The sequence below is a fragment of the Enterococcus sp. 7F3_DIV0205 genome, from assembly GCF_002141365.2.
Classification (GTDB): domain Bacteria; phylum Bacillota; class Bacilli; order Lactobacillales; family Enterococcaceae; genus Enterococcus_L; species Enterococcus_L palustris.
The window spans coordinates 2,970,726-2,990,684 of the sequence record NZ_CP147244.1 but is presented as its reverse complement, the minus strand read 5'-3'; the positions used below and the strand labels follow the sequence as shown (position 1 = coordinate 2,990,684).

29 protein-coding genes are annotated in these 19,959 nt (G+C 39.4%); all 29 read right to left on the bottom strand.

What is annotated here, in order from left to right; all coding sequences use genetic code 11:
* Positions 1 to 10: 10 nt before the first annotated feature.
* Positions 11 to 190, bottom strand: coding sequence for a 50S ribosomal protein L30 (gene rpmD / locus A5821_RS14035; protein ID WP_010761673.1), 180 nt, complete (start codon positions 188 to 190; stop codon positions 11 to 13).
* 13 nt (positions 191 to 203) lie between these two features.
* On the bottom strand, positions 204 to 704 hold the full coding sequence (gene rpsE / locus A5821_RS14030) for a 30S ribosomal protein S5 (RefSeq protein ID WP_010770628.1): 501 nt from the start codon (positions 702 to 704) through the stop codon (positions 204 to 206).
* A gap of 20 nt (positions 705 to 724) precedes the next feature.
* Positions 725 to 1,081 (bottom strand): 50S ribosomal protein L18, encoded by a 357-nt coding sequence (rplR, locus tag A5821_RS14025; protein ID WP_010761675.1) that lies wholly within the window; start codon positions 1,079 to 1,081, stop codon positions 725 to 727.
* Between the two features lie 96 nt (positions 1,082 to 1,177).
* Complete coding sequence (gene rplF / locus A5821_RS14020; RefSeq protein ID WP_086315348.1) at positions 1,178 to 1,714, bottom strand: 50S ribosomal protein L6; 537 nt, start codon at positions 1,712 to 1,714, stop codon at positions 1,178 to 1,180.
* Between the two features lie 31 nt (positions 1,715 to 1,745).
* Complete coding sequence (rpsH, locus tag A5821_RS14015) at positions 1,746 to 2,144, bottom strand: 30S ribosomal protein S8 (RefSeq protein WP_010761677.1); 399 nt, start codon at positions 2,142 to 2,144, stop codon at positions 1,746 to 1,748.
* A gap of 35 nt (positions 2,145 to 2,179) precedes the next feature.
* Positions 2,180 to 2,365, bottom strand: coding sequence for a type Z 30S ribosomal protein S14 (locus tag A5821_RS14010; RefSeq protein ID WP_002356214.1), 186 nt, complete (start codon positions 2,363 to 2,365; stop codon positions 2,180 to 2,182).
* An 18-nt stretch (positions 2,366 to 2,383) separates the two neighbouring features.
* Positions 2,384 to 2,923 (bottom strand): 50S ribosomal protein L5, encoded by a 540-nt coding sequence (gene rplE / locus A5821_RS14005; RefSeq protein WP_069635456.1) that lies wholly within the window; start codon positions 2,921 to 2,923, stop codon positions 2,384 to 2,386.
* Positions 2,924 to 2,949: 26 nt separating this feature from the next.
* A complete protein-coding gene (rplX, locus tag A5821_RS14000; protein WP_010761679.1) occupies positions 2,950 to 3,258 on the bottom strand; it encodes a 50S ribosomal protein L24 in 309 nt (102 codons plus the stop codon).
* Between the two features lie 34 nt (positions 3,259 to 3,292).
* Entirely contained in the window at positions 3,293 to 3,661 is a 369-nt protein-coding gene (gene rplN / locus A5821_RS13995; protein ID WP_010766218.1) for a 50S ribosomal protein L14, read from the bottom strand.
* Between the two features lie 59 nt (positions 3,662 to 3,720).
* The gene (rpsQ, locus tag A5821_RS13990; RefSeq protein ID WP_010761681.1) at positions 3,721 to 3,987 is read right to left on the bottom strand and encodes a 30S ribosomal protein S17; all 267 of its coding nucleotides are present in this window, start codon (positions 3,985 to 3,987) and stop codon (positions 3,721 to 3,723) included.
* A 23-nt stretch (positions 3,988 to 4,010) separates the two neighbouring features.
* On the bottom strand, positions 4,011 to 4,199 hold the full coding sequence (gene rpmC, locus A5821_RS13985) for a 50S ribosomal protein L29 (RefSeq protein ID WP_010761682.1): 189 nt from the start codon (positions 4,197 to 4,199) through the stop codon (positions 4,011 to 4,013).
* Positions 4,189 to 4,623 (bottom strand): 50S ribosomal protein L16, encoded by a 435-nt coding sequence (gene rplP, locus A5821_RS13980; RefSeq protein WP_002356208.1) that lies wholly within the window; start codon positions 4,621 to 4,623, stop codon positions 4,189 to 4,191. Before rplP ends, rpmC begins: the two co-directional genes overlap by 11 nt.
* Before the next feature lie 2 nt (positions 4,624 to 4,625).
* On the bottom strand, positions 4,626 to 5,282 hold the full coding sequence (gene rpsC, locus A5821_RS13975; RefSeq protein ID WP_010766221.1) for a 30S ribosomal protein S3: 657 nt from the start codon (positions 5,280 to 5,282) through the stop codon (positions 4,626 to 4,628).
* A 111-nt stretch (positions 5,283 to 5,393) separates the two neighbouring features.
* The gene (gene rplV, locus A5821_RS13970; RefSeq protein ID WP_010761685.1) at positions 5,394 to 5,741 is read right to left on the bottom strand and encodes a 50S ribosomal protein L22; all 348 of its coding nucleotides are present in this window, start codon (positions 5,739 to 5,741) and stop codon (positions 5,394 to 5,396) included.
* A gap of 21 nt (positions 5,742 to 5,762) precedes the next feature.
* Complete coding sequence (gene rpsS / locus A5821_RS13965) at positions 5,763 to 6,041, bottom strand: 30S ribosomal protein S19 (protein WP_010761686.1); 279 nt, start codon at positions 6,039 to 6,041, stop codon at positions 5,763 to 5,765.
* A 42-nt stretch (positions 6,042 to 6,083) separates the two neighbouring features.
* Positions 6,084 to 6,914, bottom strand: coding sequence for a 50S ribosomal protein L2 (gene rplB, locus A5821_RS13960; protein WP_086315347.1), 831 nt, complete (start codon positions 6,912 to 6,914; stop codon positions 6,084 to 6,086).
* A 38-nt stretch (positions 6,915 to 6,952) separates the two neighbouring features.
* Positions 6,953 to 7,243: a 50S ribosomal protein L23 gene (rplW, locus tag A5821_RS13955; protein WP_010761688.1), complete on the bottom strand. Its 291-nt coding sequence runs from the start codon at positions 7,241 to 7,243 to the stop codon at positions 6,953 to 6,955.
* Positions 7,243 to 7,866, bottom strand: a complete 624-nt coding sequence (rplD, locus tag A5821_RS13950; protein ID WP_010770620.1) for a 50S ribosomal protein L4 — start codon at positions 7,864 to 7,866, stop codon at positions 7,243 to 7,245. The genes rplW and rplD overlap by 1 nt, the downstream gene beginning before the upstream one ends.
* Before the next feature lie 25 nt (positions 7,867 to 7,891).
* Entirely contained in the window at positions 7,892 to 8,521 is a 630-nt protein-coding gene (gene rplC / locus A5821_RS13945; protein WP_010761690.1) for a 50S ribosomal protein L3, read from the bottom strand.
* 24 nt (positions 8,522 to 8,545) lie between these two features.
* Entirely contained in the window at positions 8,546 to 8,854 is a 309-nt protein-coding gene (rpsJ, locus tag A5821_RS13940) for a 30S ribosomal protein S10 (protein ID WP_002389727.1), read from the bottom strand.
* 393 nt (positions 8,855 to 9,247) lie between these two features.
* Positions 9,248 to 9,553, bottom strand: a complete 306-nt coding sequence (locus A5821_RS13935; RefSeq protein WP_086315346.1) for a PTS sugar transporter subunit IIB — start codon at positions 9,551 to 9,553, stop codon at positions 9,248 to 9,250.
* 52 nt (positions 9,554 to 9,605) lie between these two features.
* Positions 9,606 to 11,207, bottom strand: a complete 1,602-nt coding sequence (locus tag A5821_RS13930; protein ID WP_086315345.1) for a solute:sodium symporter family transporter — start codon at positions 11,205 to 11,207, stop codon at positions 9,606 to 9,608.
* Positions 11,208 to 11,231: 24 nt separating this feature from the next.
* On the bottom strand, positions 11,232 to 12,125 hold the full coding sequence (gene iolE / locus A5821_RS13925; protein WP_086315344.1) for a myo-inosose-2 dehydratase: 894 nt from the start codon (positions 12,123 to 12,125) through the stop codon (positions 11,232 to 11,234).
* A 33-nt stretch (positions 12,126 to 12,158) separates the two neighbouring features.
* Entirely contained in the window at positions 12,159 to 13,187 is a 1,029-nt protein-coding gene (iolG, locus tag A5821_RS13920; RefSeq protein WP_086315343.1) for an inositol 2-dehydrogenase, read from the bottom strand.
* Between the two features lie 160 nt (positions 13,188 to 13,347).
* Positions 13,348 to 14,352, bottom strand: coding sequence for a Gfo/Idh/MocA family protein (locus tag A5821_RS13915; protein WP_086315342.1), 1,005 nt, complete (start codon positions 14,350 to 14,352; stop codon positions 13,348 to 13,350).
* Between the two features lie 124 nt (positions 14,353 to 14,476).
* Positions 14,477 to 16,390: a 3D-(3,5/4)-trihydroxycyclohexane-1,2-dione acylhydrolase (decyclizing) gene (gene iolD, locus A5821_RS13910; RefSeq protein ID WP_086315341.1), complete on the bottom strand. Its 1,914-nt coding sequence runs from the start codon at positions 16,388 to 16,390 to the stop codon at positions 14,477 to 14,479.
* 21 nt (positions 16,391 to 16,411) lie between these two features.
* Positions 16,412 to 17,371: a 5-dehydro-2-deoxygluconokinase gene (gene iolC, locus A5821_RS13905; RefSeq protein WP_212637430.1), complete on the bottom strand. Its 960-nt coding sequence runs from the start codon at positions 17,369 to 17,371 to the stop codon at positions 16,412 to 16,414.
* 14 nt (positions 17,372 to 17,385) lie between these two features.
* Complete coding sequence (gene iolB, locus A5821_RS13900) at positions 17,386 to 18,204, bottom strand: 5-deoxy-glucuronate isomerase (RefSeq protein WP_086315339.1); 819 nt, start codon at positions 18,202 to 18,204, stop codon at positions 17,386 to 17,388.
* A gap of 21 nt (positions 18,205 to 18,225) precedes the next feature.
* On the bottom strand, positions 18,226 to 19,686 hold the full coding sequence (gene iolA, locus A5821_RS13895; protein ID WP_086315338.1) for a methylmalonate-semialdehyde dehydrogenase: 1,461 nt from the start codon (positions 19,684 to 19,686) through the stop codon (positions 18,226 to 18,228).
* Positions 19,687 to 19,959: the final 273 nt, after the last annotated feature.

Here is a 19,959-nt window from a genome sequence, read left to right as displayed (position 1 = left end):
CTATTGTAAATTAAACTTCTTCAACGTCCACTAAATGTGACACAGTGTTGATCATACCTTTGATTGCTTCGTTCGCAGGTTTCACAACAGAGCTGTTTAGTTTACCTAAACCTAATGCTTTAACTGTATCTTTTTGGTTTTGAGGACGTCCGATAACGCTGCGTTTTAATGTAACTTTTAATTCAGCCATTATTTTGTCCTCCTTATCCTAAGATTTCTTCTACAGATTTACCACGAAGTGCTGCCACTTCTTCGGCACGTTTTAATTGTTTTAACCCTTCAACTGTTGCGCGAACAACGTTGATTGGTGTATTTGAACCTAATGATTTTGATGTAATGTCTGCTACACCAGCTAATTCCAATACGGCACGAACTGGTCCACCAGCGGCTACCCCAGAACCTTCTACTGCAGGTTTCATAAGGATACGGCCACCACCGAATACCCCGATCACTTCGTGAGGGATACTAGAACCAACCATAGGCACTTCAACTAAGTTTTTCTTCGCGTCTTCGATAGCTTTGCGGATTGCTTCTGGCACTTCTTGTGCTTTACCAGTCCCAAAGCCAACGTGACCGTTTTTATCTCCCACAACAACTAATGCTGCAAAGCGTAGACGACGTCCACCTTTAACAACTTTCGTTACGCGGTTGATAGCAACTACGCGGTCTTCTAATTCCAAGTGTTTTGGATCAATATAAACCATGAATGGTGTTCCTCCTTCTCCTAAAATTCTAGTCCATTTTCACGCGCTGCTTCAGCTAAAGCTTGCACGCGGCCATGGTAAAGGTATCCACCACGGTCAAAGACTACTACTTTAACGCCTTTTTCAGCGGCACGTTCAGCGATTAATTTACCAACAGCTGCGGCTGTTTCTGTTTTGTTTCCACCTGAAATTTCTTTATCTAAGGCAGAGGCACTTGCTAGCGTTACACCCGCTACGTCATCAATGATTTGCGCGTAGATGTTTTTGTTAGAACGGAATACGTTCAAGCGTGGGCACTCAGCAGTACCAGAGATTTTGTTACGTACACGACGGTGTCTCTTTTGACGTGTTTTGTTTTTATCTGGTTTTGTAATCACAATTGTCACCTCTTTATATTTGCTAGCTATTAAGCTGCGATAGACAACGGATCGTTATTTTTCAAACAGAGTTGAAAAATAACTCTCAAGTTGCTATTATTTACCAGTTTTACCTTCTTTACGACGTACGAATTCGCCAACATAACGGATTCCTTTGCCTTTATAAGGTTCTGGAGGACGAGTACCACGAATGTTTGCTGCTAATTCACCAACGTGTTCTTTGTTAGCGCCTTTTACAACTACTTGTGTATTCGAAGGTACTTCTACAGTTACACCAGCTGGTGGTGTAATTTCGATTGGATGAGAATACCCAACGTTAAGAACTAATGTAGTTCCTTGCATTTGAGCACGGTACCCAACCCCGATAAGTTCAAGACCTTTTTCAAAGCCTGTACTTACACCAACAACCATGTTGTTGAAGTTCGCACGAGTTGTTCCGTGGATTGTTTTCATGTCTTTGCTATCATTTGGACGAGTGAATGTTACTTCGTTTCCTTCGATATTCATAGTGATATCAGCAGAAAATTCACGTGTTAATTCACCTTTAGGTCCTTTTACAGTAATGTTGTTTCCTTCTTGTTTGACTTCAACGCCTGCAGGAAGTACAACGATTTTATTACCAATACGGCTCACTTAGAGACACCTCCTTGTGTGTTTTTTTAAATTACCATACGTAGGCGATTACTTCGCCGCCGATGTTTTTAGCTCTTGCTTCTTTATCAGTTACAACACCTTCAGAAGTAGAGATAATCGCGATTCCTAGACCATTCAATACTTTAGGTACTTCGTCAGATTTGACATAAGCACGTAAACCTGGTTTAGAGATACGTTTTAAGTTTGTGATAACACGTTCTTCGTTTTTACCATATTTAAGGAAAACACGAATCACGCCTTGTTTGTCATCTTCGATATATTCTACATCGCGTACGAAACCTTCACGTTTCAAGATTTCAGCGATATCACGTTTGATTTTTGACGCAGGCACTTCTAAGCTTTCATGTTTAACCATGTTTGCATTACGAATGCGCGTTAGAAAATCTGCAATTGGATCTGTCATGACCATTGAACTATTTACCTCCTTTATGCGAGTTTACTTGTTTACCAGCTAGCTTTCTTCACGCCGGGAATTTGACCTTTATAGGCAAGTTCGCGGAAGCAAATACGGCAAAGATGAAATTTACGATAAACTGAATGTGGACGTCCGCAACGTTCACAACGAGTATACGCTTGTGTTGAATGTTTTGCAGGGCGTTTGTTTTTAGCAATCATTGATTTTTTAGCCACGTAGTTCGCCTCCTTTTATTATTTTTGGAATGGCATACCTAATTGTGCCAACAATTCACGAGATTCTTCATCTGTGTTTGCTGTTGTTACAATAACGATGTCCATACCGCGTACTTTATCTACTAAATCGTAATCAACTTCTGGGAAGATTAATTGTTCTTTAATACCTAAAGTGTAGTTACCACGTCCGTCAAAGGCTTTTTTGCTTACACCGTGGAAGTCACGTACACGAGGTAGAGAAACTGATACTAATTTATCTAAAAATTCGTACATTCTTTCTCCGCGTAAAGTAACTTTCGCACCGATTGGCATTCCTTCACGTAAACGGAAACCAGCGATTGATTTCTTAGCTTTAGTGATCAATGGTTTTTGACCTGTGATCAATGCTAATTCTTCAACTGCTTTATCTAAGTTTTTTGCGTTTGAAACAGCGTCACCCACACCCATGTTAATAACGATCTTATCAACTTTTGGTGTTTGCATAACTGAACTATAATTAAATTTTTCCACTAATGCTGGAGTAATTTCTTTAATATATTTTTCTTTCAGGCGGTTCATTTAGTAAGCCCCTCCTTCCTATTAATCTATTTATCTAAGACTTCACCGGTTTTTTTAGAAACACGGACTTTTTTACCATCGACTTCTTTGTAACCTACACGACCAGCTACACCTGTTCCGTCAATCACCATTACATTAGAAACATGAATCGGCGCTTCGACTTCTAGGATTCCGCCTTGCGGCGCTGCTTGATTTGGTTTTTGGTGTTTTTTCATAATGTTAACACCTTCAACGATGACTTTGTCTTTTTTAGGAAACGCTGCTAATACAACGCCTTCTTTATTTTTGTCTTTACCAGTGATAATTTTCACTTTATCGCCTTTTTTAACAAACATTACTGTTTCGCACCTCCTTTGATACGTGTCCTGATTATAATACTTCTGGTGCTAGAGAAACGATCTTCATGAAGTTGTTTTCACGTAATTCACGTGCAACAGGACCGAAGATACGAGTTCCACGCGGGCTCTTATCATCACGAATAATTACAGCAGCATTTTCATCAAATTTAATGTATGAACCGTCTGTACGACGAGCTCCTGATTTAGTACGAACGATAACGGCTTTTACGACTTCACCTTTTTTGACAACCCCACCTGGCGTTGCTTGTTTAACCGTAGCAACAATCACGTCACCAATATTAGCAGTTTTACGTCCAGAACCACCTAGTACTTTAATCGTTAAGATTTCACGAGCACCTGAGTTGTCTGCGACTTTTAATCGGCTTTCTTGTTGGATCACGATGTGTATCCCCCTTTCAGATTTTATGTTTCAATCTATATAGGAAAATCTCGTTTTTATTAGATAATAACTGCTTCTTCGACTACCTCTAGTAAACGGAAACGTTTTGTAGCTGATAATGGACGAGTTTCCATGATTCTTACGATGTCTCCAACTTTTGCAGTGTTGTTTTCATCATGAGCTTTGTATTTCTTAGAATATTTCATACGTTTACCATAAATAGGATGGTTTTTCTTTGTTTCTACGACAACAGTGATAGTTTTATCCATCTTATCTGAAACAACACGACCTTGGTAAACTTTGCGTTGATTTCTTTCTTCAGTCATACGCGTTTGGCCTCCTTCCACTATTAGTTAGCTTGTTCACGCAATACTGTTTTGATGCGTGCAATCGATTGACGTACTTCTTGAATACGTGCAGTGTTTTCTAATTGACCTGTTGCTAGTTGGAATCTAAGATTAAATAATTCTTCTTTGAATTGCTTTTCTTTTTCAAGCATTTCGGCAGTGGTTAATTCTCTGATTTCTTTAACCTTCATTCGATTCACCACCCATTTCCTCACGTTTTACAATTTTGGTTTTCACCGGTAATTTGTGGGATGCAAGACGAAGTGCTTCACGAGCTACTTCTTCAGGTACGCCTGCGATTTCAAACATGATCTTGCCACGTTTAACTGGTGATACCCAGCCTTCAGGTGCCCCTTTACCTTTACCCATACGAACACCGATAGCTTTACTTGTGTATGATTTGTGAGGGAAAATTTTAATCCATACTTTCCCGCCACGTTTCATATAACGAGTCATAGCAATACGGGCAGCTTCGATTTGACGGTTAGTAATCCAGTGAGATTCAGTTGCTTGTAAACCCCATTCACCAAATGCTACTTCTTTTCCGCCTTTGGCTTCACCACGCATTTTACCTCTAAATTCACGACGGTGTTTCACACGTTTAGGTACTAACATGATTATTTCCCTCCTTTCTCAGTGTTTTTTTTCGTTGGAAGAATTTCTCCACGGTAAATCCACACTTTAACTCCTAATTTTCCGTAAGTTGTGTCTGCTTCTTCCCATGCGTAATCAATATCAGCACGCAAAGTGTGAAGTGGAACTGTACCTTCAGAGTAACCTTCTGAACGAGCGATATCAGCACCGTTTAAACGACCTGATACTTGTGTTTTGATTCCTTTAGCGCCTGAACGCATAGTGCGTTGGATCGCTTGTTTTTGAGCACGACGGAAAGCAACACGGTTTTCTAATTGACGTGCAATTCCTTCGCCTACTAATTTTGCATCTAAATCTGGTTTTTTGATTTCAATGATGTTGATATGAACTCTTTTACCAGTTAGTGAATTCAATGATTTTCTTAGGTTTTCGACTTCAGATCCGCCTTTACCAATAACCATACCTGGTTTAGCTGTGTGGATTGAAATGTTCACACGATTTGCAGCGCGCTCGATCTCAATTGTAGACACAGCGGCATCAGCAAGTTTTGTCGCGATAAATTTACGGATTCTTAAATCTTCGTGTAAGAACTCAGCATACTCTTTTTCAGCATACCATTTTGCATCCCAGTCGCGGATGATGCCTACACGCATTCCAATTGGATGTACTTTTTGACCCACTGATTGTCCCTCCTCTTAATCTTTTAAGGTTCGGTAGTCACTATCTTTTAATACTTAGGTATCAAAGATAATGATCCTCCTCTTATTAAGTGACGTCTGTTTAAAACAGAATTATTTTTCTGATACTACTACTGTAAGATGACTTGTACGTTTATTGATTGGTGATGCTGAACCTTTTGCACGTGGACGGAAGCGTTTCATTGTTGGTCCTTCGTTAACAAATGCTTCAGATACTACTAAGTTTTCAACGTCTAAGTCAAAGTTATTTTCTGCGTTAGCAACTGCTGACATTAAAACTTTTTCAATGATTCCAGCAGATTTGTTTGGCATGAATTTCAAGATAGAAATTGCATCCGCAACGCTTTTACCTCTGATAAGATCGATTACTAAACGGGCTTTACGAGGTGAAGTGCGAACTGTTTTAGCAGTTGCCTTAGCTGATGTAATTTGTTCTGACATTTGCATTTCCTCCCCTCAAAATTAACGTCTAGTTTTCTTATCGTCGGCACCGTGGCCACGATAAGTTCTAGTTGGTGCAAATTCACCTAATTTATGTCCTACCATGTCTTCTTGGATGTATACAGGAACGTGTTTACGTCCATCATATACGGCAATTGTAAATCCAACGAATGTTGGAAAAATTGTAGAACGGCGAGACCAAGTTTTAATTACTTTCTTCTTTTCGGCACCTTGTTGAGCTTCTACTTTTTTCATTAAATGCTCATCAGCGAAAGGTCCTTTTTTCAAACTACGACCCATGGTGAACCTCCTCTCAAAATGTACGACACATGGTCAAAAAAATTATTTAGTACGACGACGAACAATAAGTTTGTCTGATTTAGCTTTTTTATTACGAGTTTTCAAGCCGATAGCTGGTTGACCCCAAGGTGATACCGGAGCTTTACGTCCAATCGGTTGTTTACCTTCACCACCACCGTGTGGGTGATCGTTCGGGTTCATTACGCTACCACGAACTGTTGGGCGTTTACGCATCCAACGAGAGCGGCCTGCTTTACCAATGTTGATTAATTCGTGTTGTTCGTTACCAACAGAACCGATTGTTGCACGGCAAGTTGCTAAGATCATACGAACTTCACCAGAGTTCAAACGGATCAATACGTATTTGCCTTCTTTACCAAGTACTTGAGCACTTGTTCCAGCAGAACGGATCAATTGACCGCCTTTACCAGGTTTCATTTCAATGTTGTGGACAACAGTACCTACTGGAATATTTTCCAATGGTAATGCGTTCCCTATTTTAATATCTGCATCAGTACCGGAAACAAGGCGCATGCCTACTTCCAATCCTTTTGGTGCTAGAATGTATGCTTTGATTCCATCTTCGTAATGTACTAACGCGATGTTAGCAGAACGGTTTGGATCATACTCGATAGTTTTGACAACCGCTACAACGTTATCTTTATTACGTTTGAAGTCGATCATACGGTATTGACGTTTGTGACCGCCACCTTGATGACGAACTGTAATACGACCGTTGTTGTTACGACCGGCATGGTTTTTTAATGGCGCCAACAACGATTTCTCAGGTGTTGATGTCGTGATTTCAGCAAAATCAGATGCTGTCATATTACGACGGCCATTTGTGGTAGGTTTATACTTTTTAATCGCCACGTCTTTTTCCCTCCCATTTAATAGTTAACATGGACTGCTTATTCAGCAGCATCGAAAATTTGAATTTCTTTTGAATCATCTGTTAATGTCACAACAGCTTTGCGACGTTTTTTTGTGTAACCAGCGTGTTTGCCCATACGTTTAAATTTAGGGCGCACGTTAATGATGTTTACGTTTTTAACTTTAACATCAAATGCTGCTACAACAGCTTGTTTTACTAAAGTTTTGTTTGCGCGAGTGTCTACTTCGAAAGTGTATTTCTTTTCGTCCATAGCAAGCATGGATTTTTCAGTGATCACTGGGCGTTTGATTACGTCTAGTAAGTTCATTATGCAAGCACCTCCTCAATTTGAGTAAGAGCAGTTTGTGTTGCCAATACTTTAGTATTAGAAACGATATCTAAAACACTTACGTTATCAGAAGTTACTACAGAAACGTTTGGTAGATTGCGAGCAGATAATGCTGCGAAATCATTGCCTGTTTCTAAAACAACTAATACTTTCGTATCAATAGATAAGTTTGTAAGAACTTGTTTGAATTCTTTTGTTTTTGGTGCATCAAAGCCTAAAGCTTCAACTGCTACCAAGTTGTTTTCAGCAACTTTATCTGACAATACAGATTTCATTGCTAAACGACGAACTTTTTTAGGAAGTTTGTAGCTGTAAGAACGCGGTGTTGGTCCGAAGACTACGCCACCTCCACGCCATTGTGGTGAACGGATTGATCCTTGACGAGCACGACCAGTTCCTTTTTGACGCCATGGTTTACGGCCGCCGCCACGAACTTCTCCGCGGTGTTTAACTGAGTGTGTGCCTTGTCTTAATGAAGCGCGTTGCATGATGATTGCATCGTAGACAACTGTTTCATTAGGTTCGATTCCGAAAATCTCTTCGTTTAAAGTGATTTCACCATTTTGAGTTCCATCTTGTTTGAATAATGCTACATTCGGCATTCCTTAGTTCCTCCTTTCCCTACGCTTATTTAGCTTTCACAGCTGATTTGATTGTGATTAATGATTTTTTCGCTCCAGGAATGTTACCTTTGATCATGATTACATTTCTTTCAGCGTCCACTTTAACAATTTCAAGGTTTTGAATTGTTACGCGGTTACCACCCATACGGCCGGCAAGTTTTTTATTTTTAAATACACGGTTAGGTGCTACTGGACCCATTGACCCAGGACGACGGTGGTAACGAGAACCGTGAGACATTGGTCCGCGGCTTTGTCCGTGACGTTTGATAACGCCTTGGAATCCTTTACCTTTCGAAGTTCCTGTAACATCAATAATGTCTCCTGCTTGGAAAACATCTACCTTAATTTCTTTACCTACTTCATATTCTCCTAGCTCAACATTTTTGAATTCCTTAATGAAGCGCTTAGGAGCCGTGTTTGCTTTTGCAACATGACCTTTCGCAGGTTTGTTCGATAAAACTTCACGTTTGTCTTGGTAACCGATTTGGATAGCTTCGTATCCGTCAGTCTCAACAGTTTTTACTTGTAAAACTACGTTTGGCGTAGCTTCAACTACTGTTACTGGAATTAATTCACCAGACTCAGTAAAGATTTGTGTCATTCCCACTTTTTTTCCTAAGATTCCTTTGGTCATGAGTACACCTCCATCATCTTGATTTTATAGTTTGATTTCAATATTTACACCAGATGGTAAGTCAAGCTTCATTAAAGCATCAACTGTTTTTGGTGTTGGGTTCACAATGTCGATTAGACGTTTGTGCGTACGCATTTCGAATTGTTCGCGTGAATCTTTGTATTTATGAGTCGCACGAATAACTGTGTAAAGCGAGCGTTCTGTTGGTAATGGAATTGGTCCTGACACGTCAGCTCCAGTTCTTTTTGCTGTTTCCACAATTTTATCCGCTGATTGATCTAAAATACGGTGTTCATACGCTTTTAAACGGATACGAATTTTTTGTTTTGCCATCTTGTTCCCTCCTTCGCCTATTTTGAAAGTAGACATAGCTCCACGAAAATTTTTCCGTCACGCTCGTTCGTGGCAAAGCGTCCGGGCGTGTCGCAACCTCTCGTTTCTTAGCCGGTAGATCAAAAGCTTGATTTACCAATGCTTTTTACACTTCTGTAAATAGCACCTTTGTAATTATATTATAGAAACATAGTAATAGCAAGGTTTTTTTCAGAAAAAAGTCATTTTTTTATTGCAAGCATTTTCTCAACTTTTATTTCTTGATGCACAACTTATTTAATTAGCAATTTTAAAAACTTTATAATAGAAGAAAAAGCTATTTTTTACGAGACAAAAAAATAAGGCAAAACATTTTTTGTTTCGCCTTATCTTTCAACATAGCACTGACTTCTTTTATAGTTTAGCAATAATTCGTTCAACATTCATATACTGAAAATCTTCTGGTTGTATAAATATGATGTTAGATGTACATTTTTCCTGTTCAACAATTCTTTTTATTTTGTCTTCATGCCTTGCAACTTGAGGCGTCAAAAGTAATACATCATAATTCTTAAAGGTCAGCTTTTCTTGAACGCGACTTACAGGTGCATAATCGATCGTATACTCTAACTCTTTTTCCCTAAGAGCCTCAAGCATTTTTGAGACCAATAAAGACGCACTGATTCCAGCCTCACAGATAATTAAAATATTCTTTTCCATTCTATCCCTCCCTTAATTGATGCATGCTTTCCCAACTATACGTTTACTTATTTTATTGCAGACTCGCTAAACCTATTGGAGAAAACGCAATATACGTCAAAATAACAATTGCAACCAAAACAACGGAAACAATTTTTGTATAACGCCACGGTTTAATGTCGACTTTTGTATCAAACGACTCCAACACAAAATTGCCATCTGGTTTCCATTTCGAAATTGCTAGCATAATCAAAACATCTAAGAAAAATAGCAGACTTAGTACATATAAGAAATGGATATCTTTCAAAAAGACTTTTGATAACGCATACAAAACAATATGAATCGCAATCGTTGATTTCGCTGCAACAGCTGTGGCTTTTTTAGAATAAAAGGCAAATAGAATAATCACCAATAATGGCATATTGTATAACCCATTGAATTCTTGGACAAATTGATACAGCCCTGCTGGTGCAAAAGATATGAATGGTGCTACGATCACAGATATTACACCCACTACTATAGTAACAATTTTCCCAGCTCGCGCAATTTGTTTATCATCTGCTTGCTTATTGAGCACAGGTTTGTAGAAATCTAACGAAAATAGAGTTGCGGTTGCATTTAAGGCTCCAGCAAAAGAGGATAGGATCGCCCCGAAAATCACAGCTGCAAACACACCGAACAACGCTTGTGGTAACACTTCTGTCACTAGATGAGGATAAGCATTATCAGGATTGCTCATTAAGGCATCTCCAAAAATATTACGCGCTACTATACCTGGAAACACCAAGAATAACGCTCCAAATACTTTAAATAGCCCTACCATAAATGTTCCTTTTTGCGCTTCGGCTAAATTTTTCCCTGACAACGCTTTTTGTACGATCATTTGATTGGTACACCAGAAATACAAATTATTAAACAGCATTCCTGTAATCAACGTCGGCCATGGTACGATTGCTGAATCGATCGCTCCAACAGAGTTTAACAGCCACGGCGTATGATCGACGATATAATCAATTCCGCCAATAAAATTGCCCTCACCTAATTTCATCACACCTAAGATGGGGATCAACAGACCGCAAATCAACAATCCAACACCATATACTGTATCACTATTGGCGCTCAACGATAATCCACCGATCAATAAATATAGAATACCGATTACACCTATTATCAAGGCTACCAAAATAATTGCTACAATTGGACGGACACCTAATAGTTCATCTATATGAAAAATCTTATTAAAAACGAGTGAACCTGAATATAAAACAACAGGTAAAAAGGAAATCATGTACGTTACGATAAATAAAATCGAAATAATCCGTTTCGTCACTGTATCATAGCGAATTTCAATAAAATCTGAAACAGTATTAATACCATATTTAAAATATTTCGGTAAAAAGACGACCGCTAAAGCAACAATTGCAATCGCAGCAGTCACTTCCCACGCCATCACTTCCATACCCGCGTGATAGCTTTGACCATTTTGACCGACGATTTGTTCTGTTGATAAGTTTGTCATGATAATTGAACCTGCAATCGGCAAAGCAGTCAGGCTTCTCCCTCCCATAAAGAAGCCTTCCGAGCCAGAAGTATCTACACCTTTAGCACGACTGTATGCAAAAATCCAGACACAAGCCACGATTACGACAAAACTAATAAGAGAAAATAAATTCATAGGATTCCGCTCCTTTTTTGGATTTTAAATACTCGTGATTTTACGAATATAATTTCTCGCTTTCACGGCATATTCAAAAGGATTCGCTTTTGCTGGATCTTGTTCTGCTTCAACAACGATCCATCCTTTGTAATCGCTACTCTTGATAGCTTCCCAAATTGGCGCAAAATCGATCATTCCATCACCTGGAACAGTAAATACACCTGCTTTAACTGCATTTAAAAAACTTTGCTCCTCTTCTCTTACTTGTTTTGCTATTTTCTCTCGAATATCTTTAAAATGGATGTGTTTGATACGATCCTGATATTTTTGATAAATCTCAATCGGATCTTCTCCAGAAAAAACTAAGTGTCCTGTATCAAAAAGTAACGAAACTTTCTTAGGATCGGTCAGTTCCATCAATTTAGCGATTTCTTCCGTCGTTTGTACACCTGTCCCCATATGATGATGGTAAACAATTGCCATTCCTTTAGCTTGTGCCAAATCGCCTAAGCGCTCCAAACCAGTAGCCAACGCTTGCCACTCCGCTTCTGAAAATACAGGCTTTTCTTTAAAAATCCCTAGTTCCATTTGCCCTTGAATACTATGTCCTTGTTCTGAAACGACGATTACTTTAGCTCCCATAGCATGCAGAAAATTCATATGTTCAATAAAAGCTTGTTCTGTTTCACCATACGGCTTCGTTGTTAAAAAGGCGCTGAACCACGCACTCGCTACAGACAATCCACGAATATCAAGATATGGTTTCAGTACAGCGGGATCTTTTGGGTACTTATTCCCAATTTCAGTCCCCACGAACCCTGACAAGGCCATTTCACTGATGCATTGTTCAAACGTGTTTTCTTTACCTAACTCTGGCATATCATCATTTGTCCAGGCAATTGGGGCAATCCCCAAACGGATTTTCGACTCATTCATTTTATTTTTTCTCCCCTTTCTAAGGAATATTGCTTACAAATTCTCAATTTCAATCAATTCATTTGTTTCAAACGATTGTTTACATGCTAATGCCACTTTTGTTGACTGTAGCCCATCATTGGCTGAAACTTGCGGTTGGCGCTTTTCTCTAATACAGGCAATAAACTCTTTTGCTTCATTAACAAAAGCTTCGCGAAATCTTTCTGGAAAATCTTGTGAGCAAGCTCGTACAACGCCATGTTCATCCATTATCGTAACTAGATTTTTCTCTGGTGCTGCAGCCACCCTAAGCATCCCTTTTGTTCCGATCAGCTCTGTTTCTACATGATACCCGTGATGACAATTTCGACCAGCGACCAAGATCGCCATCGCTTGATTTTCCATCTGCATCATAGCAGCTCCTGTTTCCAATTCTCCTACTTCATCTAATTCAGGATAAGCCGCATTTTTTCCAATCGCCCAAACTTTACTAACTTCTTTCTTTGTAAACCAACGGACTAAATCAATATCATGAATCGACATATCCATGAAAATCCCTCCGCTATCGCTAGCCCCTGCGAATTTCACAAAGCTTTCCATACCTGAACTAGGATCAATACTATAACAGCGTATCAAAGTCAGTTCCCCTAGTTCCCCAGCCTCTACTAGCTGTTTGGCATAACGATACGAATCGTCATAACGACGCATGAATCCCAACATGAAGACTTGATCTGGACGACTTTGAATCACTCGTTCAGTTTCTTTTATTTCAGCCAGATCCAAGCCGATTGGTTTCTCACAAAAAACGTGTTTCCCCTGTTTCATCGCTAATTGAATCTGTTCGCAATGAAAACCTGAAGGTGAAACAATAAAAATAGCATCGATCGTTGGGCTTTTTACCATCGTTTCATAATCTTTGTATGTTTCTTGTACGCCTAATTCTGTTACCGCATAATCTAATTCCTCTTGAACAAAACTACAAGCAGCAACTAATTGGCAGCCTTGAACATTTTCAGCTAAATTTTGGGCGTGAACTTTCCCTAAACGACCTAAACCGACAATTCCAACTTTGATTTTCCCCATTCGGACATCCTCCTAAATTTAAAAGCTGAAAGAGCTTGTTCAGCCTTGACTGGAAAATAGGAAAAAACGACTGTGGCGCTTTTTGACACATTCTTTTTTTATCTTTTTCCTGAAAGGCTAGCTCTTGAAGCTCATCGTTATTTACACAAATAGACTTGTCTTATTTATATAATGCTGGGCAATCTGGCAATTGAATAGACGTTTTCTCACCTGTATCTCTTGCCTTACCACAAGCATCCATCGTAACGGCTGCCGCGTAGCCATCCCAAGCCGTTGGTCCTGTTAGATTGCCGGTTTGAATCGAACGGATCCACAATTCAAACTCATAGTCATATGCTTCGACAAAACGAGTTTGCCAATCTGGTGCAACTTTCGTGTAATTTTTGCCTTTTGCCTTCACATGAGTATACGCCGGATCTTCTAGTCCAATCTCCCCAGTCTCACAAACAACTTCACATTTGATATTATAGCCAAACTGACAATTAACGAAAATCTCCAAATCAATGTGAATACCAGAAGCTGTTTCTAAAATCAACATTTGCGGATCATGCAATTTTTCATGCGTAAAACTCGTTTGTTTCGGCAAAATCATCTGAGCCGAAACATAATCTTCTTGAAGCAGCCAACGCAACGCATCGATTTCATGAATCCCTGTATTGATAATCGCCATTGGTGTTAGATAGTTTTCATCTGCCGTTGGATTTCTATGAGCACAATGAAGCATCAAAGGTTCTCCGAATTTTTTAGTTTCGATCGCTTCTTTCAACTCAATATAACCACGGTCATACCTTCTCATAAAACCAACTTGGACTAATTTCTTTCCAGCTTTAATTTCGGCATCAACAATCCGTTTACAACCTGCACTATCTGTAGCTAAAGGTTTTTCGCAAAAAACATATTTTCCATGTTTAATTGCTTCTAATACATATTTTTCATGGGTTGGATCCCAAGATGTTACCACAACAATATCCACCTTCGATGACGCAATCAATTCTTCTCCTGTCTCAAAAAAGACAGCCTCAATCTGATCTGCTAAACTTTGCGCTTGCTCTACATTAATATCTGACACCGCAGTAACATAAGCACCTTGTACTTTTTCATTGATTCTTCTAATATGTTCGATCCCAATTGCACCTGTTCCAATGACGCCGACTTTTAAATCCATTGTTTTGCCTCCATTTTCTTTTTTTACAAACCTGTCAGACAACTTCTCCAACTCAATTGAACGTATGCGCTTTCAAAAAAACTTTAGTTATATGTCCGCTTCTTTATAAAGCGGACATATAACGTTAATACTCTTTGGCTTTTTTCAACATTTCTTGACTATGCTTATACGCCGCCTGAACAGTTGGACTATTCGAAACTTCAGCAACGCCCACATGCCACCAACTATCATAGCCATCTGACATCGTTTTCGGTAAAACCTTCATTTCGATCAACGTAGATTTTTCTTGTTTCTTAGCATCTTCTAACGCTGCAATAAGTTCTTCTTCCGTGTTAGCCCGATAACTTTTAGCGCCATAGCCTTCCGCGATTTTTGCATAATCTATATTCATGATTTGATTATTATAATCTCTAAATTCGCACTTATAGCTATCACTGCCATTCCCCATTTGTAAATTATTGATACAGCCAAATCCAGAATTATCAAACAGTAGAATATTGATTTTTTGTCCATATTGCAGTGCTGTGACCAGCTCTGAGTGAAGCATCAGGAAACTACCATCGCCTACCATGGCATACACTTCTTGTGCTGGATTTGCCAACTTCACACCTAAGGCACCGCTAACTTCATAGCCCATACAAGAATAACCATATTCTAGATGATACGTATTCGGTACAACAGGATTCCATAAACGCTGCATGTCACCAGGTAACGAACCAGCCGACGCAATAACAATACTGTCTTTAGCTACCGTATGATTGATCGTAAGAAATGCACTCGTCTGAGTCAGTTCAGTCTGCAACGCATCCGCATATTCATTTAGAATTTCTTGCGCAAATTGGTCTTTGATTTCTGGCGAAAAATGCTCCCTTGAAAAAGAAATCTCACCTAGACGCCTTCTTTCAACAGCCCACTCTTCTTTCAGCTTTTGAATACTTCCACCAAATGATGTTTGATATTCCGTTAACATCGGTATCAGTCGTTCCAATGTCTCTCTTGCATCACCGACGAGCTGAAAAGCATCAAACTTGTAGGCCTGCATTCGATTGACATTGATATTTAGAAATTTCGTTTCTTCATAATTAAAAGCCGTTTTTGAAGAAGTCGTAAAATCTGTATACCGTGTTCCAATCCCAATAATCAAATCAGCTTGTCGAACCGCTTTGTTGGCCGCTAACGTTCCTAAAATACCAGTACCACCTAAGTTATTCTTAAAATCCGACTCTACAGTGGACTTGCCCGCAGGTGTTTCTACTAGCGGAATCTCACATTGTGAAGATAAACGAATCAAAGCCTCACGTGCTTCGGAATACTTCGCACCGCCTCCAACGATAATCACTGGTTTCTTACTTGTTGCGATTCTCTGTGCAGCCCCTTTTAATTCACGCTCCGTCGGGACTTGCCGATCAATGTAGTGGATTCTTTTTTTAAAGAACTCTTCATCGTAATCATACGCTTCGGCTTCTGTATCTTGGGCAATACAAATCGTTGCTGGCCCGCAGTTCGCCGGATTCGTCATCACTTCAAAAGCCCTTAGCAAACTACTCATTAGCTGTTCTGGTCGTTGAACACGATCCCAATATCTTGAAACTGCTTTAAACGCATCATTTGTTGTGATTGCCGCACTCGTTTCGTGTTCTAATTGCTGTAAAACAGGATCAGGTTGCCGTGTTGCAAAGGTATCTGCTGGTAAAATCAACACTGGAATGTTGTTGGCAAATGCCGTCGCTGCCGCCGTGATCATATTAGCTGATCCAGGACCAGCCGAGGCCGTAACAGCAAAAATTTTCTGTCTCAACTTCTGCCGACTATACGCCACGGCTGCATGCGTCATCCCTTGTTCATTTTTACCTTGAATCACTTTCAAATGCCCCGGATCTTCTTCAAGCGCCTGACCAATCCCCAAAACATTTCCATGACCAAAGACATTGAAAATCCCTTCAACAAAAGGAATTTCTTCCCCATCAACCTGAATATATTGCTGATTCAAAAATTTGATAAGTGCTTGTGCTGTGGTTAATCGAATTTTTTTAGCCATTACTTCCCCGCCTTACTTTTATCAAGATTGCTCTGCAATTAATTGCTCGATTTCTTTGGCTGTCGGCATCGCTTCTGATGAACTATGTTTACTAACAACGATAGCCGCCGATGCACTTCCATACTTCAACGCGGTTTCTATATCTTTTCCCGTATTCAGTGCGTATAGAAATGCCGCTGCATAAGAGTCTCCCGCACCAAACGTTTTCAACACTTCAGTCTTATAAGAACCTGCTTGATACGTTCCCCCATTTTTCGTATAGGCATAGGACCCTTTTACACCATGCTTGATTACGATCAACTCTGGTCGATGTTGAAATAGATATTCAATAGTAGCTTGGTTTGTTCCACCTTTTTCCCCTTCCATTTCATCGTATTCATCTCTCGTACCGATCACAATATCAGCATTTTCAGCGACAATTGAATAATAAACTGAAACTTCTTCCGATGATTGCCATGTGTATGGACGATAATCTAGTTCAAAGGCTACTTTTACTTGATTTTTTCTAGCATACGCAATCGCTTTTAATACAGCTTCTCTAGAAGGGCTTTGCGCAAGAGCCGTTCCAGAAACTAACAAAAGATCTGTTTGTTTGATATACTCCTCATCAATTTCTTCAGGCGCTAAGTACAAATCCGCCACTTGATCCCGATACATCAAAATACTACATTCTTCTGGACTTTTAATTTCTGTAAATGCAAGTCCTACTTTATGGCCTTTTTGATCAATAAACATCTGGCTCGTATCGATTCCAGCTTCACGCATAAATCCTTCAATAAAACGTCCATGCTGGTCATCGGAAATTTTCCCGATAAAACCAACTTTTCCCCCTAACTTCGCACTACCAATCGCAATATTTGCGGGGGAACCGCCCACATATTTTTTAAAGGTCATCGTTTCTTCCATCGGCCGATTATATTCAACTGCATTCAGATCAATACATGCTCGACCAAGCGCAATCATATCAAATTTCTTTGTCATCATTTCCACTCCTTCTATTCTCTCGTTAAAATCCATTCATGATCAGGATCATTGTGAAACTGCCATTTTCTAGTTGGACCAGCCATGACATTCAAGTAATAAGAGTCGTAGCCATCAGGCACCCCTATTGGGTGGTAGCCTTTAGGAACTACAACAACATCGCCATTTTCCACAGACATTGTTTCATCAAGCAATCGATCATCTGTATACACTCGTTGAAACACAAATCCTTGCCTTGGATTTATTTCATGATAGTAGGTTTCTTCTAATTTAGATTCCATTGGCAAATTATCTTGATCGTGTTTATGCGGCGGGTAACTAGACCAGTTACCGCCATCTGTGAATACTTCAACGACTAACAAACGATCAGCCAGTAAACTAGTATCTGGTAAAATATTATGAACTAAACGTTTATTCTGATACTTCCCTCGATGTTCAATGGTATTGTCTGAGGCTTTGATCAGAGCAGTCGATTTTTTCGTTTCAGATGGTGAGTAACAAAGAATCACCGTGGCTTCGGATATCGCTGTAATCTTAAAAGTATGTTCTATCGAAATATAGACACTATCTGTCGGGATTTTTTCAAAGACACTTTCCCTTGTACCGATAGCCTCAAATTTTTGTTCGCCATCTGATACTGTGATTTTTCCTGTCAGTGCAACGATACATACTTCTTGCTTTCCTAAGCTTTCTTGAAATACGCTTCCACTAGTCATTTTGATCACTTTTAGTTCAATGTATTGCAACGCTGTATTTTTATCATTGATATGCTGAAGCAATGTGATCCCTTGTGATAATGTTTGCGGGACAGGTTTATACTTTAAATGAGCCATCTTTACGCCTTCTTTCCCAAATTAAATACTTGTTTTCGGATACCGCGCTGTCACTACTTTTTTCCGTGTGTAAAACTCCACGCTATCTTTACCATTTGCATGAAGCGTTCCGTAAAACGAAGACTTCCAACCAGAAAACGGGAAAAAGGCCATCGGTGCGGGAACCCCTAAATTGATTCCTAACATGCCAGCATCGATATTTTCCCTAAAATAGCGAATCGCCGAGGCATTATTCGTGAACAGGCAAGCCCCATTTGCAAATTCAGACTGATTCGCTGTCGCAATAGCTTCTTCTAAATTTTCTACTCTGATGATCGACAAAACAGGGGCAAAAATTTCATCCCGCCAAATGGTCATATCTGTTGTTACACCATCAAAAATGGTTGGACCAACAAAATAGCCATTATCTGGAATATTCTCTCTGCCATCTGCAATCAACTTCGCGCCTTCTTCGACTCCTTTTTCAATATAAGCTAATGTTCTTTTTTGATTTTCTTCTCGAATGACCGGTCCTAAAAAGACACCATCGTCCAAACCATTGCCTATGTTGATATCTGATGCTTTTTCTTGTAATTTAGTGATAAACGCATCTGCTATTTCATTTTCAACCGTGACCACCGCACATGCCATACAACGCTCACCAGCGGAACCAAAAGCAGCTGATACGATATTTGTCACTGCATCCTCTAGATCTGCGTCTTTTAAAACAATTGAATGATTTTTAGCACCTGTCAAAGCTTGCACTCGTTTCAAATTTTTACTCCCTTGAGTGTATACATATTCTCCAACTGGTTGCGACCCAACAAAGGAAATCGCTTTCACTTCTGGATGTTCTAAAATCCCATTCACAACATCATGTGCGCCATAAACAATATTGAACACACCAGCTGGCAATCCTGCTTCTGTAAATAATTCTGCCAAGCGTTCAGTCAACAAAGGCGTTCTTTCTGAAGGTTTTAAAATAAAACTATTCCCACACGAAATCGCCATTGGAAACATCCAGCAAGGAACCATCATTGGAAAGTTAAACGGAGAAATTCCAGCAACTACCCCAATTGGGTAACGATAGTTGGCAACTTCCACATCCGTTGCAATCGAAGCTAATGAATCTCCCATCATTAGTGTGGGCGTTCCTGCAGCAAATTCTACATTTTCAATTCCTCGTTGAACTTCTCCTAAGGCTTCGTTAAGATTTTTTCCATTCTCTAACGTAATCAGACGAGCCAATTCTGATTTATGTTTGATTAGAAGTTGTTGATAGTTGAAGAGAATCCTTGCACGTCTTGGCACTGCCAGCTCTTTCCATATTTTGAATGCTTCTTTAGCAACCGTGACCGCTTCTTCTAAATCTTCTTTTGTAGAAAGTGGCACCTCACAGAGTTTTTCTTTCGTAGCTGGATTATAAACCGTTTCATACACTTCTGTACGACTGGATTTCCATTCTCCACCAATGTAATTTTTTAACTTTCGTACCGCTACCATCTATCATGTCCTCCTTGTTTTCTATTAAAAATCAACACATTGGTCATATCTTGATAATGTTTGGTTAACTTTTGATTACATTGTACAATTCCAATTTCCGATAGTCAACCCATTTCCGGTGAAATATTCTTTTTTTTGATTACTTTTTGCTAAACTTCTTTCTTCAAAATAAAATAGTCAGGAGAAGAAAGACAAAAACATACACAAATTTGGTTACATGTTGATTACATTCAGGTCATATGTTATAGTAAATCTAATTACACGAAGTGGAAA

Bases quoted from the DNA above. Each gene is read 5' to 3' on its own strand.
- rplV (WP_010761685.1), bottom strand. From the start codon at position 5,741: ATGTCAGAACAAATTACATCAGCTAAGGCAACTGCTAAAACAGTTCGC.
- A5821_RS13915 (WP_086315342.1), bottom strand. From the start codon at position 14,352: ATGGATTTAAAAGTCGGCGTCATTGGAACAGGTGCAATTGGGATCGAA.
- rpsE (WP_010770628.1), bottom strand. From the start codon at position 704: ATGGTTTATATTGATCCAAAACACTTGGAATTAGAAGACCGCGTAGTT.
- iolG (WP_086315343.1), bottom strand. From the start codon at position 13,187: ATGGGGAAAATCAAAGTTGGAATTGTCGGTTTAGGTCGTTTAGGGAAA.
- A5821_RS13930 (WP_086315345.1), bottom strand. From the start codon at position 11,207: ATGAATTTATTTTCTCTTATTAGTTTTGTCGTAATCGTGGCTTGTGTC.
- A5821_RS13935 (WP_086315346.1), bottom strand. From the start codon at position 9,553: ATGGAAAAGAATATTTTAATTATCTGTGAGGCTGGAATCAGTGCGTCT.
- iolE (WP_086315344.1), bottom strand. From the start codon at position 12,125: ATGAATGAGTCGAAAATCCGTTTGGGGATTGCCCCAATTGCCTGGACA.
- rplC (WP_010761690.1), bottom strand. From the start codon at position 8,521: ATGACCAAAGGAATCTTAGGAAAAAAAGTGGGAATGACACAAATCTTT.
- rplE (WP_069635456.1), bottom strand. From the start codon at position 2,923: ATGAACCGCCTGAAAGAAAAATATATTAAAGAAATTACTCCAGCATTA.
- rplD (WP_010770620.1), bottom strand. From the start codon at position 7,866: ATGCCGAATGTAGCATTATTCAAACAAGATGGAACTCAAAATGGTGAA.
- rpsQ (WP_010761681.1), bottom strand. From the start codon at position 3,987: ATGACTGAAGAAAGAAATCAACGCAAAGTTTACCAAGGTCGTGTTGTT.
- iolB (WP_086315339.1), bottom strand. From the start codon at position 18,204: ATGGCTCATTTAAAGTATAAACCTGTCCCGCAAACATTATCACAAGGG.
- rplW (WP_010761688.1), bottom strand. From the start codon at position 7,243: ATGAACTTACTAGACGTAATCAAACGCCCAGTGATCACTGAAAAATCC.
- rpmD (WP_010761673.1), bottom strand. From the start codon at position 190: ATGGCTGAATTAAAAGTTACATTAAAACGCAGCGTTATCGGACGTCCT.
- rpsS (WP_010761686.1), bottom strand. From the start codon at position 6,041: ATGGGTCGTAGTTTGAAAAAAGGACCTTTCGCTGATGAGCATTTAATG.
- iolA (WP_086315338.1), bottom strand. From the start codon at position 19,686: ATGGTAGCGGTACGAAAGTTAAAAAATTACATTGGTGGAGAATGGAAA.
- rplP (WP_002356208.1), bottom strand. From the start codon at position 4,623: ATGTTAGTACCTAAACGTGTGAAACACCGTCGTGAATTTAGAGGTAAA.
- iolD (WP_086315341.1), bottom strand. From the start codon at position 16,390: ATGGCTAAAAAAATTCGATTAACCACAGCACAAGCACTTATCAAATTT.
- rpsH (WP_010761677.1), bottom strand. From the start codon at position 2,144: ATGGTCATGACAGATCCAATTGCAGATTTTCTAACGCGCATTCGTAAT.
- iolC (WP_212637430.1), bottom strand. From the start codon at position 17,371: ATGACAAAGAAATTTGATATGATTGCGCTTGGTCGAGCATGTATTGAT.
- rpsJ (WP_002389727.1), bottom strand. From the start codon at position 8,854: ATGGCAAAACAAAAAATTCGTATCCGTTTAAAAGCGTATGAACACCGT.
- rplX (WP_010761679.1), bottom strand. From the start codon at position 3,258: ATGTTTGTTAAAAAAGGCGATAAAGTGAAAATTATCACTGGTAAAGAC.
- rpmC (WP_010761682.1), bottom strand. From the start codon at position 4,199: ATGAAGGTTAAAGAAATCAGAGAATTAACCACTGCCGAAATGCTTGAA.